Genomic DNA, 18,049 nt, shown 5'->3' with positions numbered 1-18,049 from the left:
AACAACATGACTGGAGATACCATGAAGAAGACGATTGTTGCCATGCTGGTCAGTGGCGCAGTGCTGTTCCCTGGCCTTGGCCAGGCTCAAACGCTGGAGCAGTCAGTGGCACAGTCACTGGCCACCCATCCTAAAATCAAGGAAGCTTTTGACCTCTATCAGGCACGACTGTATCAGCATGATGGAGCCAAAGGTGGCTATTATCCCACCATCGATCTGCGTGGCGGTGTCGGTTATGAAAAGACTGACAGCCCCTCGACCCGCGCTGCTGGCGCGAACTCGCAGACCATCGATGATTCCATGACTCGTAAAGAGGCCGGGATCAGTCTGCGCCAGATGCTGTTCGACGGCTTTGACGTCAGCAGCAACGTGGCCCGTACCGATGCCGCCGCCGAGGCCCAGCGCCTGGCCATGATCTCCGAAGCAGAGAATACCGCGCTGCGCGTGGCAGAGGTGTACCTCAACATGCTGCGTCAGCAGGAGATCCTGGAGCTATCCAAGCAGAACCTGGAGACTCACGAACAGATCCGCAGTGACATCCAGAAACGGACTGACTCCGGCCTGGGGTCGACCGCAGACCAGACCCAGATCGATGGTCGTGTGGCCCGAGCCTATTCCAACCAGGCGGCAGCCGAGAACAACTATCGGGATGCCGAGAGTGAGTTCATCCGTGTCGTGAACGAGGTACCCAAGGATCTGGTTCAGCCCGCGCCTAACAGCCAGCTGATCCCGGCGACCCTTGAAGATGCGCTCAAGACGGCGACCGAGCTGCATCCGACGCTGTTGTCATCCCTGCAGGATATCGAAGAGGCGAAATACCAGCACGAAGGGTCCAAGTCCGGCTTCTATCCGAATGTGGCATTCGAAGTGGATCAGAACTGGAACGAGGATATCGACGCGGTCAAGGGCCGTAACGACGACCTGACCGCCATGGTCCGGATGCGCTACAACCTGTTCCGTGGTGGCTCCGATCTGGCGGAAAGCAAAGCCACCTCGGCGCTCTATTCCCAGGCGAAAGACATTCACTTGAATGCCTTCCGTCAGGTGGAAGAGGGTACCCGTCTTGCCTGGAACGCCAAAGAGTCTCTGGCCAAGCAGAAGGTGTTCCTCAAGGAACACGTGGATGCGAGCTATGACACCGTTCAGGCGTACAAGAAGCAGTTTGGTCTGGGCCAACGGACCTTGCTGGACGTGCTGAACACGGAGAATGAACTGTTCGAAGCGCGTCGCAGCTACATCACGGCCGAGTATGACTCCTTGCTGGCGGACTACCGGATCCTCAACGCCACCGGGGGTCTGCTCAATGCCATGAACGTGCAGCAGCCAGCCGATTGGCAGGCCAACAACAACTGATGTCCATCCCGTTGACATGAGTTCAGACAAAGCAATGGCTGCAGCTCGCTGCAGTCATTCTTTTATGTTGTTGTCTCACGGGACGTTTTGATGCACTGCCGCAGGGGAAGAATGTGACGTTCGGCTACAAAGCAAGCAGCAACGGGATGACCAGGTGGGGACGGCTTATGCGTCTGTCTCTGCGTGGTTCTCGTTCGATGCTCTGGTTGTGCCTGCTGTCGCTCCCCTTGCTGCTCAATGCCAGCCAGCCTCTCTCATCGGAAGATCTCAAACTGGTCAAGCGTGCGGAAGAGACCTATGGCGTGAGGGCAGGCAAGCGGGTGACCGGTTGGCGCACCCTGGCCATGCAGAATCGGGATGCGGGCCTGTCGGATCGGCAGAAACTGGAGAAGGTGAACCAGTTCTTCAATCAGATGCGCTTCATCGACGACATCAAGCTGTGGCACAAGAAAGATTATTGGGCGACCCCGTTGGAATTTTTGGGGGCTGCCGGCGGAGATTGTGAAGACTTCAGCATTTCCAAATATTTTACGCTGCTGGAGCTTGGCATCCCGGATGAAAAAATGCGAATGGTATATGTCAAGGCATTGGATTATAACCAGTTTCATATGGTGGTTGCGTATTATGAGACGCCCGCCTCCGTGCCATTGATTTTGGACAATCTGGTCGGCGCCATTCGACCGGCCAGTCAACGGGCGGATCTGCTGCCCATTTACAGCTTTAACGGTAGTCACTTGTGGTTGATGAAGGCGCGTGGACAAGGGGAATTGACCGGACAGTCGTCACGCTTGGGATTATGGAATGATTTACGCAATCGCATGACTTCGGGGCGATTGGCTCGGCCAGTGCTGAATTTGGATGATTAACCTATGACGCTCTACAGACAATTATTGGCAACCATGTTGCTTCTGTTCGGATTGCTGTTTGCCGCCACCTATTGGGTGCAGTTCAATTCGACCCGCAACTATCTGGCACAGCAACAGGAAACCACGGTGATCAACACCGCCACCTCCCTGGGGCTGGCGTTGACGCCTTATCTGGAGAATGGCGACAAGGTCAGCGCCGAGTCGGTCATCAAGGCCGTGTTCGATGGTGGTTATTATCAGCTGGTGCGTCTGGACTTGCTGGCCTCCAAGGATGTGATCGAGCTGGATAACACCAACAACATCCAGGGAGTGCCCCAGTGGTTCATCGGATTGGGATTGTTTCCTGAGGTATCCAACGAATCTATTTTGACCTCTGGCTGGTTGCAGCTTGGCAAACTGAAGGTCGTGGGCCATCCCGGGCAGGCCTACTACGAACTCTGGGAAGGGATGAGTAAGCTGGCCAGCTGGTTCCTGATCGGGTTCTTGATCACGACCATCTTGTTGATGCGGGCCCTGAATTATCTGCTCAAACCCCTCAAGCTCATCTGCGATCAGGCCGTCGAGATTGAATTGCACCACTTCGGGCATGCCATCCCGGAACCCAAGACGCGTGAATTGAAGCAGGTGGTACAAGCCATCAACATCCTGTCCAGCAAGCTGGCCGTGCAGTTCAAAGAACAGGCCGACGAAGCGGAAAATCTGCGTGCCCGCGTCTATGTGGATGCGGTCTCGGGTCTTGGCAACCGCTCCTACTTTGTGGGGCAGGTCAACGCCTGGATTGCCGAGGCAGGGCAGGGCGGCGTCATGCTGGTCGCCGTGGACATGCTGGATGATCTCTATCGGGAAGAGGGGTTCGCCGCCCGGGACAACATGGTGAAATCCATCGCCCAGGTGCTCAAAGAACTCCTCAATGGTTGGGATGGATCCGCGCTGGCTCGGATCTCGGCCACCGAATATGCCCTGCTTTGTCCGACCGATGATCTCTCCCGCCTCAAGGAGCTGGCCGAGACCATCAATAGCCGTATCGCGGATCTGGTCGTGAACCCCATGGGTGAGGGGCGTGCGCTCTCCGTCATCGGCATCGCCGGGCGCGATGGCAGCGACGATCTCTCCGCTCTGCTGACCAAGGCGGACAATGCCCTCGGCAAGGCGCGCAACGAACGCCGTGGTGCCGTGGTGATGGAAGGTGGCACAGAGCAGGGGCTGATGGGCCGTCTGGCCTGGCGCGACCTGGTACAAGATGCCATTGCCAGAAGCTTGTGGCGCTTCAAGGCGCAGCCTGCCTGTCGCTTTGACGATGGTGCCCGGCTGCATGCCGAGCTGTTCGCCTCCATTTCGCGAGACGGGACGGATTACTTTGCCGGCCAGTTCCTGCCGGCCATCGAGCAGTTCAAGATGGGACCCGAGTTCGATCAGGCCGTGCTGGAGGCCTGCGTTCCGTTGCTCCAGCAGCAACCCGATCTGGTGCTCGCCGTCAACATCACCGCAGGTTCACTCTGTTCCGATGAATTCCTGAGCTGGTTGCGAGACTATCTGGGCCAGCATGGGGAGCTCAAAGAGAAGCTGCTGTTTGAAATTCCCGAGGCCGCCATCATGAAGCACAAGGATCAGGTGGCTGTCTTGGTCAGCGTGCTGCAAGAATATGGCTTCCAGTGGGGGGTCGATCATTATGGTCGCCACTTCCAGTCACTGGGCTATCTGGAAGAGTTGGCTCCGGCCTATGTCAAGGTGGATCACGGCTATACCAGCCAGATCATGGAGCCGGGGGCTGATACCTCCTTCCTGGCGGCGGTTTGCCGTGCGGCTCACAATGCCGGCGTCATCACCATCGCCACGCGGGTGGAGGATGAGCAGCAGGTCGAGATGCTGGCCAAGTTGCACATCGATGGTTATCAGGGCTTCGTCCATCCGGCGTTCCCGCTCTCCTGAGCAATATCAAAATCCAAATGGGCCCCATTGTGGGCCCTTTTTTATATCCATTTAGAATAAGCTTTCGTTTTTTTGGGTTGGTATCGATGAATGGGGTAGATGTCGATTTGTTAATCTATTGATTTATTTGTGTAAAAATTCACCATTCGATTCGCTGCATCAGAGTGGGGTGAACAGTTTCAAATCAGTACATTTTTGCAACGGAAGCCGACGGGGGGGAAATCTAAGGTGTATGCATCAAGATTTGTCACCCTGGAGCAATGGATATGCGTACCCAAATCATCGACAAGACCGTCGTCGTCTCATCCGTAGAAGGCAATGTTCAGATCCTGCTGGCCGATGGCAGCAGTCGTCCCCTCCAGCCCGGAGAGATATTGCAGCCAGGGGCCAAACTCAACATCGCCGACGACGCCAAGCTGATGCTGGCCCCTTATGATGACGGCCCCAATGTTGCGCCAGAGGCCCCAGCCCCCACGGATGCGCCAGCACAGGGAGATCCTTCCTCATCGGCCGAGAACAAGGATGTCTCGCCAGAAATCGCCGCGTTGCAAAAATCCATACTGGAAGGGGTTGACCCGACCAAGAACTTCGAAGCCGCGGCTGCGGGCGGCGCTCCGGCCGCTGGTGGTGGTGGTGGCGGGATTGGCGGGGTAGCCGGCGCTAGCGGCAATGGCGGTTTTGTCGTCATCGACCGCATTGGTGATGCCACCATTGCTAGCGCGGGCTTTGATACCAGCCATGACGCGGCTGCCGGGCAAAATCCGGTACAAGCAGATGATCTGCTGCCTGACAACCAACTCGACGATCTGGATGAGTTCGCCGTGACGCAGGAAGATCAGTCTGTCAGCGGCGACCTGCTTGCCAACAGCACCAACCCTGATGGTCCCTTTGGGGTGTCGATCCTCACCTACAGCTGGGGCAACAACATCGGCGTGCCAGCCGGGGTGGCAACCACGCTGGACGGGATAGGCACGCTGATCATCAATGCCGATGGGACCTATACCTTCACTCCGGCCCTCAACTATACGGGCCCGGTTCCCCCGGCCGATTACATCGTCACGGATGGGGCCGATACCAATCCTTCGACACTGATCATCACCATCACTCCGGTAGATGAAGGGGTCTCTCTCGGCGGGTTGGCGGTGGAGGGGGGCGAGCTTCTCCTCAATGAAGCCGCCCTGGCCGATGGCAGTGCACCGGATGCCGCGGCTTTGACCAAGGGCGGTACCTTTACCTTCAATGCGGCCGACGGGATCCAGAGCCTGACCCTGGGTGGGGTGACGCTCATCAGCAATGGTCAGGTCATCACCAGTTTCCCGCAGACCATCCCAAGCCCGCTGGGCAACCAGTTGCTGGTGACCGGTATCAGTTACAACCCGGTGACCGGTGTCGGTAGCGTCACCTACAGCTATACCCTGAGCGACAATGAGTCTCACACCCAGCCAGCCAATGACACGGCGCTGACCGAGAGCTTCGGTGTCGTGTTGACAGACAGCGACGGTGACAGTACCAGCGCCAGCCTGGATGTGGTGATCCTCGATGACGTGCCGAGCGTGTCTGTGGTGCCAGGTTCTGCCGAGCTGGGTGTGCTCAGCGTGGACGAGAGCCTGCCGCAACTGGGCGGTGCGGACAACGACGGCGTTGCCAGTGTGACGCTGGCGGCCTCAGTGGTGCAGGCCCAGTTTAGCCATGCCTTCGGGGCTGACGGGGCGGGCAGTATCGGCTACAGCCTCTCTCTTGGTGGCAACAATGTAGCGAGTGGTCTCTATGCGGTCGATCCGCAAGCTGCCAATGGTCAGGGTACCCAAATCGTGCTCAACCAGGTCGGCAATGTCATCACTGGCAGCGCCAACGGGGTGAGTTATTTCACCCTGACCATCAACCCTGCCACTGGCGCCGTGACCCTGACCCTGCTGGACAATATCTGGCAAGGGGATACCAGCAGCAATGATGACAGCGTCAGCCTGACCCTCGGCAGTGGCATCTTGACACTGGTGCAGACGGTGACCGACTCCGATGGTGACAGCGCCAAGGCCAGCCTGGATCTGGGGGCGAGTGGCGTGTTCCGCTTTGAAGACGATGGCCCGACGTCCGGTCTGGCCCCCGAGTTCCAGCGCCCCGGACTCGTGACGGTCGATGAAAGCCTGCCTGCACTGGGTGGTGCCGGCAACGACGGTATTGCCAGTGCGACCCTGACGGGGGCGGCCGTGCAGTCCCAGTTCAGTCATGTCTTCGGCGCCGATGGGGCTGGCAGCGTACGCTACAGCTTGATGCTCAATGGCGGCAACGTAGCCAGCGGCCTCTATGCCGTTGACCCCTCTGCCGCCAATGGCCAGGGTGCCCAGATCCTGCTCAATCAGGTGGGGAATGTCATCACCGGCAGTGCCAACGGGGTGAGCTATTTCACCCTCACCATCGATCCGGCCAGTGGTGCCGTGACCCTGAATTTGCTGGATAACATCTGGCATGGCGATACCGGCAATCATGACGACAGCGTCAGCCTGACCCTGGAGAGCGGTATCCTGACCCTGGTGCAGACGGTCACCGATGCCGATGGCGACAGCGCCAAGGCCAGTCTGGATCTGGGGGCCAACGGTACCTTCCGTTTCGAAGATGATGGCCCGACCACAGGGCCGGCTAGCGAGGCCCCGCGTCTGGGCTCTGTCACCGTGGATGAGAGCCTGCCTGCCTTGGGCGGTGTATACAGCGATGGCGTGGCCAGCGCGACCCTGGCGGCGGCCGCCGTGCAGGGACAGTTCAATGCGGCATTCGGCGCTGATGGAGCTGGCAGTATCGGCTACAGCCTGTCCCTCAGTGGCAGCGACGTGGCGAGCGGCCTCTATGCAGTCGATCCTTCTGTTACTAACGGTCAGGGGGCTCAGATCCTGCTGAACCAAGTAGGCAACGTCATCACCGGTAGCGCCAACGGGGTGAGCTATTTCACCCTGACGATCGATCCGGCCAGCGGCGCCGTGACCCTGAAGCTGCTGGACAATGTCTGGCACGGCAACACCAGCAACCCGGATGACAGCGTCAGTTTGACCCTAGAGAGCGGTGTGCTGACCCTGGTGCAGACAGTCACCGACGCCGATGGCGACAGTGCCAAGGCCAGCCTGGATCTGGGTGTGAATGGCACCTTCCGCTTCGAGGATGACGGCCCGACAGTCTGCCAGGTTGACGAAGCCCCGAGCCTTGGGACTGTCAAGGTGGACGAGAGCCTGCCGGCCCTGGGCGGTGCATACAACGATGGCGTTGTGAGCGCGACTCTGGCAGCCGTGACGGTGCAAGCACAGTTCAGCCATGCCTTCGGTGCCGATGGCGCCGGTCATATCGGCTACAGCCTGGCGCTCAGTGGCAGCAACGTGGCGAGCGGCCTCTATGCAGTCGATCCCTCTGCCGTCAACGGCCAGGGGGCCCAGATCCTGCTGAACCAAGTAGGCAACGTCATCATCGGCAGTGCCAACGGGGTGAGCTATTTCACCCTCACGATCGATCCCGCCAGCGGTGCCGTGACTCTGAAATTGCTGGACAACGTCTGGCACGGCAACACCAGCAATCCCGATGACAGTGTCAGCCTGACCCTGGAGAGCGGTGTCTTGACCCTGGTACAGACAGTCACCGATGCCGATGGCGACAGCGCCAAGGCCAGCGTGGATCTGGGTGTGAATGGCACCTTCCAATTCGAGGATGACGGTCCGACCGTCTGCCTGGCTGCCGAGGGGCCAAGCCTCGGGGTCGTGAAGGTCGATGAGAGCCTGTCGAACCTGGGCGGTGCATACAACGACGGCATTGTCAGTGCGACTCTGGCAGCCGCGACGGTGCAAGCTCAGTTCAGCCATGCCTTTGGTGCCGATGGTGCTGGTAGTATCGGCTATAGCCTGGCGCTCAGTGGCAGCAATGTGGCGAGTGGCCTTTATGCAGTCAACTCCTCTGCCGCCAACGGTCAGGGGGCTCAGATCCTGCTGAACCAGTCTGGCAATGTCATCACCGGCAATGCCAACGGCGTGGACTATTTCACCCTGACCATCAATCCCGCCAACGGCGAAGTGACTCTGAAACTGCTGGACAACGTCTGGCACGGCAATACCAGCGATCCCGACGACAGTGTCAGCCTGACCCTCAAGAGTGGCATCCTGACCCTGGTGCAGACCGTGACTGATGCCGATGGTGACAGTGCAAAAGCTAGCGTGGATCTGGGGGCCGGTGGCGTGTTCAGCTTCGAGGATGACGGCCCGACCGTTTGTCTGACAGAGGGGGCCCCACGCCTGTTGGCGACAGTGGATGAAAGCTTGCCCGCCCTGGGCGGCGCGGATAGTGACGGCATCGCGAGTGCTACCCTGACCGCAACCGCAGTGCAAGGTCAGTTCAGTCATGTGTTTGGTGCCGATGGTGCCGGCAGCGTCGGCTACAACCTGGTACTCAGTGGCAGCAACGTGGCGAGTGGCCTCTATGCAGTTAATCCCTCTGCCGCCAACGGTCAGGGGGCACAGATCCTGCTGAACCAGTCTGGCAACGTCATCACCGGCAGTGCCAACGGAGTGAACTACTTCACCCTGACCGTCGATCCTGTCACGGGTGCCGTGACCTTGACCTTGCTGGACAACGTCTGGCACGGCAACACCACCAGTTCGGATGACAGCGTCAGCCTGGCGCTCAAGAGCGGTATCCTGACGCTGGAGCAAACGGTAACCGATGCCGATGGCGACAGCGCCAAGGCCAGCCTGGATCTGGGGGCCGGTAAGGTGTTCAGCTTCGAGGACGATGGTCCGCAGTTGCGGGACCTGCAAGGTGGTGGCATCAGAGTACAGGTACAGGAAGATGCGCTGACGCTGGCTGGCGGCGCGCCCCACGAGGGCAATCATGAAAATGCCGGGCAGACCACCACGGCCAGTGATACTACGGGTTCCCTCAATACCCTGGTGAACTTCGGGGCAGACGGCCCCGGTGCATTCAGCCTCTCCAACAATGTCAGCTCCCTGACCGCGCAAGGACTGAGCAGCAGTGGCATGGCGCTGAGTTACAACGTCGTGGGCAATGTGCTGACGGCCTCGGCCGGGGGGACGGTTATCTTCACCCTGGCGGTGGCCGCCGATGGCGATTACACCTTCACCCTGAAGGGACCGCTGGATCACCCCGTCAAGGAAGGGTTGCCCAACGGCGACAATGAACTGCTGCCCGTGCCCATCGATTTCTCCGGGGTGCTGGTTGCGACCGATGGGGATGGCGACAAGTTATCCGGTTTTGGCAAAGGCGCCTTTGTTGTCGATGTGCAGGATGATATTCCGGTGGCCCAAGATGACTATGCCACCGTGCTTGCGGGGCAGTCCCAGAACATCAACATGGTGTTTGTACTCGATTTCAGCGGCAGCATAGATAACAACGAACTGAACGCCATGCTCGATGCGGTGCGTACCGCCGGGCAGACCCTGTTCAACACCTCGGGTGGTCAGGTCAAGATCCAGATAGTGGCCTTCGCCAGTGATTCTATTGGTTACCCTGTTGTCGACAATGTCACGGCGTTTACAAATTTGGTGAACTCGCTGAACCCGCAAGAAGGCGGTACGCGACCGCTTAACAGCAATACCAACTTCACCGACGCCATCGAACAGACTATGGACTCTTATACCCCGCTTCCGGGGTGGAATAATCAAGTGGTCTTCATCAGTGATGGCAATCCTAATGAGGGGAATGTGCCAGGTAACTCGTTACAACCTAGCACTGCGAATGACTGGAACACCTTCGTCGACAGCAAAGGTATCACTGTCACCACTATCGGTATCGGCGACGGAATAAACGATACCCGCCTACAGGATGTGGACCTCGATGCAGGTCCGAACAATACCCCGTTGCGGGTGAACGATTTCGGTGATCTGGTCGATACCCTGCTTAATCAGGTGATTGGTGGTCTGGTACAGGGCAACGTGCTCAATGGCTCCAACAATGTGGTTGGCGGTGGGGATGATGATGCCTATGGTGCCGATGGCCCGGGTTATATCCAGTCCATCAAGATTGGGGCGATCACCTACAGCTGGGATGGTGTGCTCGACGGCGATCAGCAACTGACTGCCGTGACCACTCCCGCGGGTGGCAAGTTGAGTTTCAACTTCTCCACCGGTGCATGGAGCTATCAGGCTCCCGCCAATGTGAATGGCGATCTGACCGAGGACTTCCAATACACCATCATCGACAAGGATGGCGATCCGGCCACCGCAACCCTGCACCTCTATGTCGAGGATGTGGGGTCGGTGGAAGGCTATGTGGATGAGGATGAGCTGCCCACAGGCATCACCGACAACGATGGCGTCACCAACAGTATCAGCGGCAGTGTTGCGCCGCTGATCGTCGGTCCGGACAACTCCGCCACCATCAGCCTCAACACCAACACCAGCGGCGTGACTGCGGCCAGCTCTGGTGGCGTAGCATTGGTCTATACGGTTGTCGGCGACACCCTGACTGCCACCGCCAATGGGGCGACAGTCTTCACGCTCCAGGTTGGTTCAAATGGCAGCTATCAGTTCAACCTGGTCAAATCGCTGGATCATCCGCTGGGTAACGGCGATGACAGCGAACTGCTGACCCTGGATTTTACCAGCATCCTGAAGGCGACAGGCGGCAGTGGCACCCTGGCTGGCAGCTTCCTCATCCATGTGGAAGATGACGTGCCCAAAGCAAACGATGAAAACGGCGGCACTGTCACCGAAGACGTAGCGGGCAGCCTGGGCGGCAACGTACTGAGCAACGATGCCTCCGGTGCGGATACCCCGGCTGCCTTCGTGGGCTGGAGTGCGACCGGTCACAACAACAGCTCGGCAGTAGCCTCCCTGAATACCTATGGCAGCTTCGTGCAAAACGGTGATGGCAGCTGGACCTACGTGCTGGACAACAGCCGCCCGGCTACCCAGGCGCTGGGGGCGGGGTTCAACCAGAGCTACGACGTCTGGTACACCATGAAGGATGCGGATGGGGACGAGAGCACTGCCAAGCTGACCATCACGGTCAAGGGGGCGAACGATACCTCTACCGTGGTAACGGTGGCAGCGACCGGTCCGGACCATCTGGTGTACGAGTCTGGTCTCAATCCGAACGGCTCCAATGCGGCGGCCACTACCGAAACGGTGCCAGGCAGCTTCACGGTGTCGGCCTCGGACGGTATCTTGAACGTGGTGATAGGCGGAACGACCTATACCCTGGCGCAACTGCAAGGCTTCAACGGCAGTCAGAGCGTGAATACCGGGGAAGGGATACTGACTCTGCTGAGCTACAGCGGTACCGCCAGTGGTGGGACGGTGAACTACAGCTACACCCTGAGCGCGACCATCGACAATGACAGCAAGCTGGGCGCGACGGGTACTGAATTTGACGACAGCGTGACCATCACGGTGAACGGGGTGGGTGGTACCACGGCGAGTGACCAGCTGATAGTGCGCATCGTGGATGACACGCCGACGGCGATGAGCGACAGCAACCCGAACACTGCGAGCGAGAGCAACCTGACGCTGACCGGCAACGTCATCACCAACGACGTGCAAGGGGCAGATGGTGCGGCGGTGACCGGCGGTACCCTGAGCGGTACCTATGGCAGCCTGGTGCTCAATGCCAACGGCACTTATACCTACACCCTCAATCCGGGCGACGTGGACTTCAAGGCGCTGACCGGGGGCAGTGTGGGTAGTGAAGTGTTCACCTACACCCTGACCGATGCGGACGGTGATGTGAGCACGGCGACCCTGACCCTGAGCATCAAGAACGACGATGACGGGGTGACCATCACCAACCTGATACCCAAGGCGCAGGGCGGGGATGCCATCGTGTACGAGGATGACCTGCTGGCGGGCCGTGGTACGGGGGAATCGGCGGGGTCGGACACCAGCAAGGAGTCGACCACGGTCACCGGCGACTTCAATATCAGTGCGCCGGACGGGGTGAAGACCCTGAGTGTGGGGAGTCTGCTTATCGTCAACAACGGAGTGGTAGTGAGCTTCCCGCAGAGCGTGACGACGCCGCTGGGCAATACCCTCAAGGTAACGGCGTACGACCCGGCGACGGGGCTGGTGAGCTACAGCTACACCTTGTTGGACAACGAGGCGCACCCGACGGCCAATAGCACCAACAGCCTGTATGAAGACTTCACCGTGACCCTGGTGGACAGTGACAATGATGCGGCGAGCAGCACCCTGAGCGTGCAGATTGTCGATGACGTCCCGACTGCGGTGAACGACAGCAACCCGAACACCGCGAGCGAGAGCAACCTGACGCTGACCGGCAACGTCATCACCAACGACGTGCAAGGGGCAGATGGTGCGGCGGTGACCGGCGGTACCCTGAGCGGTACCTATGGCAGCCTGGTGCTCAATGCCAACGGCACTTATACCTACACCCTCAATCCGGGCGACGTGGACTTCAAGGCGCTGACCGGGGGCAGTGTGGGTAGTGAAGTGTTCACCTACACCCTGACCGATGCGGACGGTGATGTGAGCACGGCGACCCTGACCCTGAGCATCAAGAACGACGATGACGGGGTGACCATCACCAACCTGATACCCAAGGCGCAGGGCGGGGATGCCATCGTGTACGAGGATGACCTGCTGGCGGGCCGTGGTACGGGGGAATCGGCGGGGTCGGACACCAGCAAGGAGTCGACCACGGTCACCGGCGACTTCAATATCAGTGCGCCGGACGGGGTGAAGACCCTGAGTGTGGGGAGTCTGCTTATCGTCAACAACGGAGTGGTAGTGAGCTTCCCGCAGAGCGTGACGACGCCGCTGGGCAATACCCTCAAGGTAACGGCGTACGACCCGGCGACGGGGCTGGTGAGCTACAGCTACACCTTGTTGGACAACGAGGCGCACCCGACGGCCAATAGCACCAACAGCCTGTATGAAGACTTCACCGTGACCCTGGTGGACAGTGACAATGATGCGGCGAGCAGCACCCTGAGCGTGCAGATTGTCGATGACGTCCCGACTGCGGTGAACGACAGCAACCCGAACACCGCGAGCGAGAGCAACCTGACGCTGACCGGCAACGTCATCACCAACGACGTGCAAGGGGCAGATGGTGCGGCGGTGACCGGCGGTACCCTGAGCGGTACCTATGGCAGCCTGGTGCTCAATGCCAACGGCACTTATACCTACACCCTCAATCCGGGCGACGTGGACTTCAAGGCGCTGACCGGGGGCAGTGTGGGCAGTGAAGTGTTCACCTACACCCTGACCGATGCGGACGGTGACGTGAGCACGGCGACCCTGACCCTGAGCATCAAGAACGACGATGACGGGGTGACCATCACCAACCTGATACCCAAGGCGCAGGGCGGGGATGCCATCGTGTACGAGGATGACCTGCTGGCGGGCCGTGGTACGGGGGAATCGGCGGGGTCGGACACCAGCAAGGAGTCGACCACGGTCACCGGCGACTTCAATATCAGTGCGCCGGACGGGGTGAAGACCCTGAGTGTGGGGAGTCTGCTTATCGTCAACAACGGAGTGGTAGTGAGCTTCCCGCAGAGCGTGACGACGCCGCTGGGCAATACCCTCAAGGTAACGGCGTACGACCCGGCGACGGGGCTGGTGAGCTACAGCTACACCTTGTTGGACAACGAGGCGCACCCGACGGCCAATAGCACCAACAGCCTGTATGAAGACTTCACCGTGACCCTGGTGGACAGTGACAATGATGCGGCGAGCAGCACCCTGAGCGTGCAGATTGTCGATGACGTCCCGACTGCGGTGAACGACAGCAACCCGAACACCGCGAGCGAGAGCAACCTGACGCTGACCGGCAACGTCATCACCAACGACGTGCAAGGGGCAGATGGTGCGGCGGTGACCGGCGGTACCCTGAGCGGTACCTATGGCAGCCTGGTGCTCAATGCCAACGGCACTTATACCTACACCCTCAATCCGGGCGACGTGGACTTCAAGGCGCTGACCGGGGGCAGTGTGGGTAGTGAAGTGTTCACCTACACCCTGACCGATGCGGACGGTGATGTGAGCACGGCGACCCTGACCCTGAGCATCAAGAACGACGATGACGGGGTGACCATCACCAACCTGATACCCAAGGCGCAGGGCGGGGATGCCATCGTGTACGAGGATGACCTGCTGGCGGGCCGTGGTACGGGGGAATCGGCGGGGTCGGACACCAGCAAGGAGTCGACCACGGTCACCGGCGACTTCAATATCAGTGCGCCGGACGGGGTGAAGACCCTGAGTGTGGGGAGTCTGCTTATCGTCAACAACGGAGTGGTAGTGAGCTTCCCGCAGAGCGTGACGACGCCGCTGGGCAATACCCTCAAGGTAACGGCGTACGACCCGGCGACGGGGCTGGTGAGCTACAGCTACACCTTGTTGGACAACGAGGCGCACCCGACGGCCAATAGCACCAACAGCCTGTATGAAGACTTCACCGTGACCCTGGTGGACAGTGACAATGATGCGGCGAGCAGCACCCTGAGCGTGCAGATTGTCGATGACGTCCCGACTGCGGTGAACGACAGCAACCCGAACACCGCGAGCGAGAGCAACCTGACGCTGACCGGCAACGTCATCACCAACGACGTGCAAGGGGCAGATGGTGCGGCGGTGACCGGCGGTACCCTGAGCGGTACCTATGGCAGCCTGGTGCTCAATGCCAACGGCACTTATACCTACACCCTCAATCCGGGCGACGTGGACTTCAAGGCGCTGACCGGGGGCAGTGTGGGCAGTGAAGTGTTCACCTACACCCTGACCGATGCGGACGGTGACGTGAGCACGGCGACCCTGACCCTGAGCATCAAGAACGACGATGACGGGGTGACCATCACCAACCTGATACCCAAGGCGCAGGGCGGGGATGCCATCGTGTACGAGGATGACCTGCTGGCGGGCCGTGGTACGGGGGAATCGGCGGGGTCGGACACCAGCAAGGAGTCGACCACGGTCACCGGCGACTTCAATATCAGTGCGCCGGACGGGGTGAAGACCCTGAGTGTGGGGAGTCTGCTTATCGTCAACAACGGAGTGGTAGTGAGCTTCCCGCAGAGCGTGACGACGCCGCTGGGCAATACCCTCAAGGTAACGGCGTACGACCCGGCGACGGGGCTGGTGAGCTACAGCTACACCTTGTTGGACAACGAGGCGCACCCGACGGCGGGTGGCAACAACAGCCTGTATGAAGATTTCACCGTGACTTTGGTGGACAGCGACAACGATGCGGCGAGCAGTACCCTGAGCGTGCAGATTGTCGATGACGTACCGGTTCAACCTGCCGATATCAATACGAGGATCGAGGAGTTCTCGAATCCGGGGACCAATCTGATGATCATCCTGGATACCTCGGGCAGTATGGATGAACCCTCAGGCGTTGCTGGATACGCTACTCGAATGGCTATTGCTAGAGCATCCATTTTGCAGCTTATCAATGACTACGATGATGTAGGGAACGTCATGGTAAGGCTGGTTGGGTTTGCCAGCACTGCAACGACCAATTTCCTTGGTTCTGGAGATATCTGGTTGACTGCGACCCAGGCGCTCAATGTCATCAACTCCATTACCGATACACTTGGCAATGGCGGTACTGACTATGACGACGCATTGATAAAAGCCATGTCGGCCTACAACTCAGCGGGAAAGATCATCGGTGGGCAAAGCGTACTGTACTTCCTCTCAGATGGTGAGCCAACGGAGAGCACTAACTGGTCTGGGGTTGCAGGGACGGGTAGCAGTGGTATCAATGCTGCCGAGCAGTCTGCTTGGCAAACATTCCTGACCAACAATGATATCAAGTCCTATGCGTTGGGTATGGGAACGGGAGCTACTGCTCCAGCCTTGGAGCCCATATCTTACAATGGTGCGACTGGGACTGAACAGCCAGCCATTATTGTGACGGACCTGAGTCAATTAGCCAGCACGCTGTCGGGAACTGTACAGGTTCCAACAACAGGAAATCTGTTGGTAGATGCGGGCGTCGTGTTTGGTGCCGATGGTCCTGCGGCTTTGCCCATCACCAGCATCTCGCACGATGCCGATGGCAATCCGGCCACACCGGACGTGATTTATACCACCGCCTACTCCGGCTATAACGCCACAACCCATGTGCTGACGATTCCAACCCATGGTGGTGGGACTCTCTCAGTCAATCTGTTGACGGGTGCTTATAGCTACAGCTTGTCGCTGGATGTGGCCAATGACTATACCGAAACGTTCCGCTACACCATCAGTGATGCCGATGGGGATGTGAAAACCGGCGTGTTGAATCTGATCACGACGGATTCCAGTGAGGTCATCGTCTATGACAATAGCAATGATGCACTGGTGTATCAGGTCATGGTACCTGGGGCGACAACTCCCACCACACTGGCTGATTTTGGCAGTACCAGTAACAGCGCGAATAGCGGTGCAGGCTACAACCCCTGGGTCTATGACACCAACGGCACAGGCATCAGTGTGATCGATCTGGGAAATAACTCGATTGCCACAGCCGTGGCCAGTAATGGTGACAAATGGGTTGTCAGCACATTGAACGGCACAACTCTGGATGGCGGTGTCAGCAGCGGTTCGCTGTCACTGGTGGACTCCAATGACGATGGGGTTGGGGCGGCACAACTGGTCACACCGGAATTTGCCACCACGGCGTTGGCGACGACGTTGAGCTTCCAGTACGACAGAAGCAATGTGAATGGCAATGATACCGTGACATGGAACCTGTACAAGTTTGATGGCACTAACTGGATCTCGCTCTCCGGAGCTGGCCTGAGTGGCATCCTGTCCAGTGATCCCGGTGCAATGACCACGGTCACCACGGCAACGCTGGATGCGAATGCACGTTATCGAGTCTATTTCTCCGTCAATGACGGTGGTGGTAACAGCGATTCAACATTGCAACTGGATAACATCAAACTCAACGTCACTGCTGCCGCCACAGCTGCAATTGCCATCATGGTGGCACAGGGCAATGTGTTGACAGAGCCTAATCACAACCTCATGAGCAGTGATCCCTGGGGAGCGACCGATTCCCTTGGCAGTGAAAATTCGGTACTCAAGATCTGGAATGGCAGCAGCTATGTGTCGGTGACAACCAGTCAGACGGTGACCGGTCTCTATGGGTCACTCCAAATCCAGAGCGATGGTTCTTACACCTATACCCCGAACTCCAACCTTGCCAACCAAGGGAAATCGGATGTTTTCACCTATCAGGTGGTACAAAACGATGGGGATAAGGATACAGCCCAGCTGACCATCAACATAGGTGCAACGGCCGCGACTGTGCCAACCCCCATTGAAGGAACCAGTGGGGACAATACCCTCAATGGTACGGCTGTCGACGATGTGCTGCTTGGTCATGATGGCAACGACATCATCCATGGTAATGGGGGGAATGATCATATTGAAGGTGGGGCCGGCAATGATACCCTGTACGGCGATAGCGGCAATGATGTATTGCTGGGGGGACTTGGTACCGACATTCTGGATGGTGGAATCGGTGACGACACGCTGATTGGTGGACTGGGGGCGGACACCCTGACAGGGGGAGCAGGTAAAGACACCTTCAAGTGGCTGGCTGGTGATGCCGATGGCAGCACCGACAAAATCACCGACTTCACCCTGGGGACGGGGAGCAGTGGTGATGTACTGGATTTGTCCCAGCTTCTGGACAACGTGCCAGCGAGTGCCAACAACAGTGCCTTGGCCAGTGCTCTGAATAGTTATCTGACGTTCGATACGATCAATAACAAATTGACGATAGATACCAATGGCAGCGCTGCGGGAGGTGGGCAGCTGACCGTTCAGTTCCAGGGAGGGCCAGATCTGACCCATGGAGGGACCACGCTCACCAATCAGGACATCATCAAGCAACTGCTTGACGATGGTAACCTCAAGGTGGACCAACATCCTTGATGACGCAGACAGAGGGCAGGT

General features: G+C 58.7%; 4 protein-coding genes. All 4 read left to right on the top strand.

Going from position 1 to position 18,049, the window contains the following annotated elements; translation table 11 throughout:
- Positions 1-21 precede the first annotated feature (21 nt).
- The 4 genes from VZC39_RS12510 (at position 22) to VZC39_RS12495 (ending at position 18,028) form a co-directional block, all read left to right on the top strand.
- Entirely contained in the window at positions 22-1,353 is a 1,332-nt protein-coding gene (locus VZC39_RS12510) for a TolC family outer membrane protein (RefSeq protein ID WP_349918334.1), read from the top strand.
- A gap of 167 nt (positions 1,354-1,520) precedes the next feature.
- Positions 1,521-2,219 (top strand): transglutaminase-like cysteine peptidase, encoded by a 699-nt coding sequence (locus VZC39_RS12505; protein WP_349918333.1) that lies wholly within the window; start codon positions 1,521-1,523, stop codon positions 2,217-2,219.
- A gap of 3 nt (positions 2,220-2,222) precedes the next feature.
- On the top strand, positions 2,223-4,148 hold the full coding sequence (locus VZC39_RS12500; protein ID WP_349918331.1) for an EAL domain-containing protein: 1,926 nt from the start codon (positions 2,223-2,225) through the stop codon (positions 4,146-4,148).
- Between the two features lie 266 nt (positions 4,149-4,414).
- A complete protein-coding gene (locus tag VZC39_RS12495; RefSeq protein WP_434662899.1) occupies positions 4,415-18,028 on the top strand; it encodes a retention module-containing protein in 13,614 nt (4,537 codons plus the stop codon).
- Positions 18,029-18,049: the final 21 nt, after the last annotated feature.

Origin of the sequence: Aeromonas sp. NJAU223 (genome assembly GCF_051125555.1) — a bacterium.
In the GTDB taxonomy this organism is placed as follows: domain Bacteria; phylum Pseudomonadota; class Gammaproteobacteria; order Enterobacterales; family Aeromonadaceae; genus Aeromonas; species Aeromonas veronii_G.
This window is presented reverse-complemented; position numbering and strand designations above follow the sequence as displayed.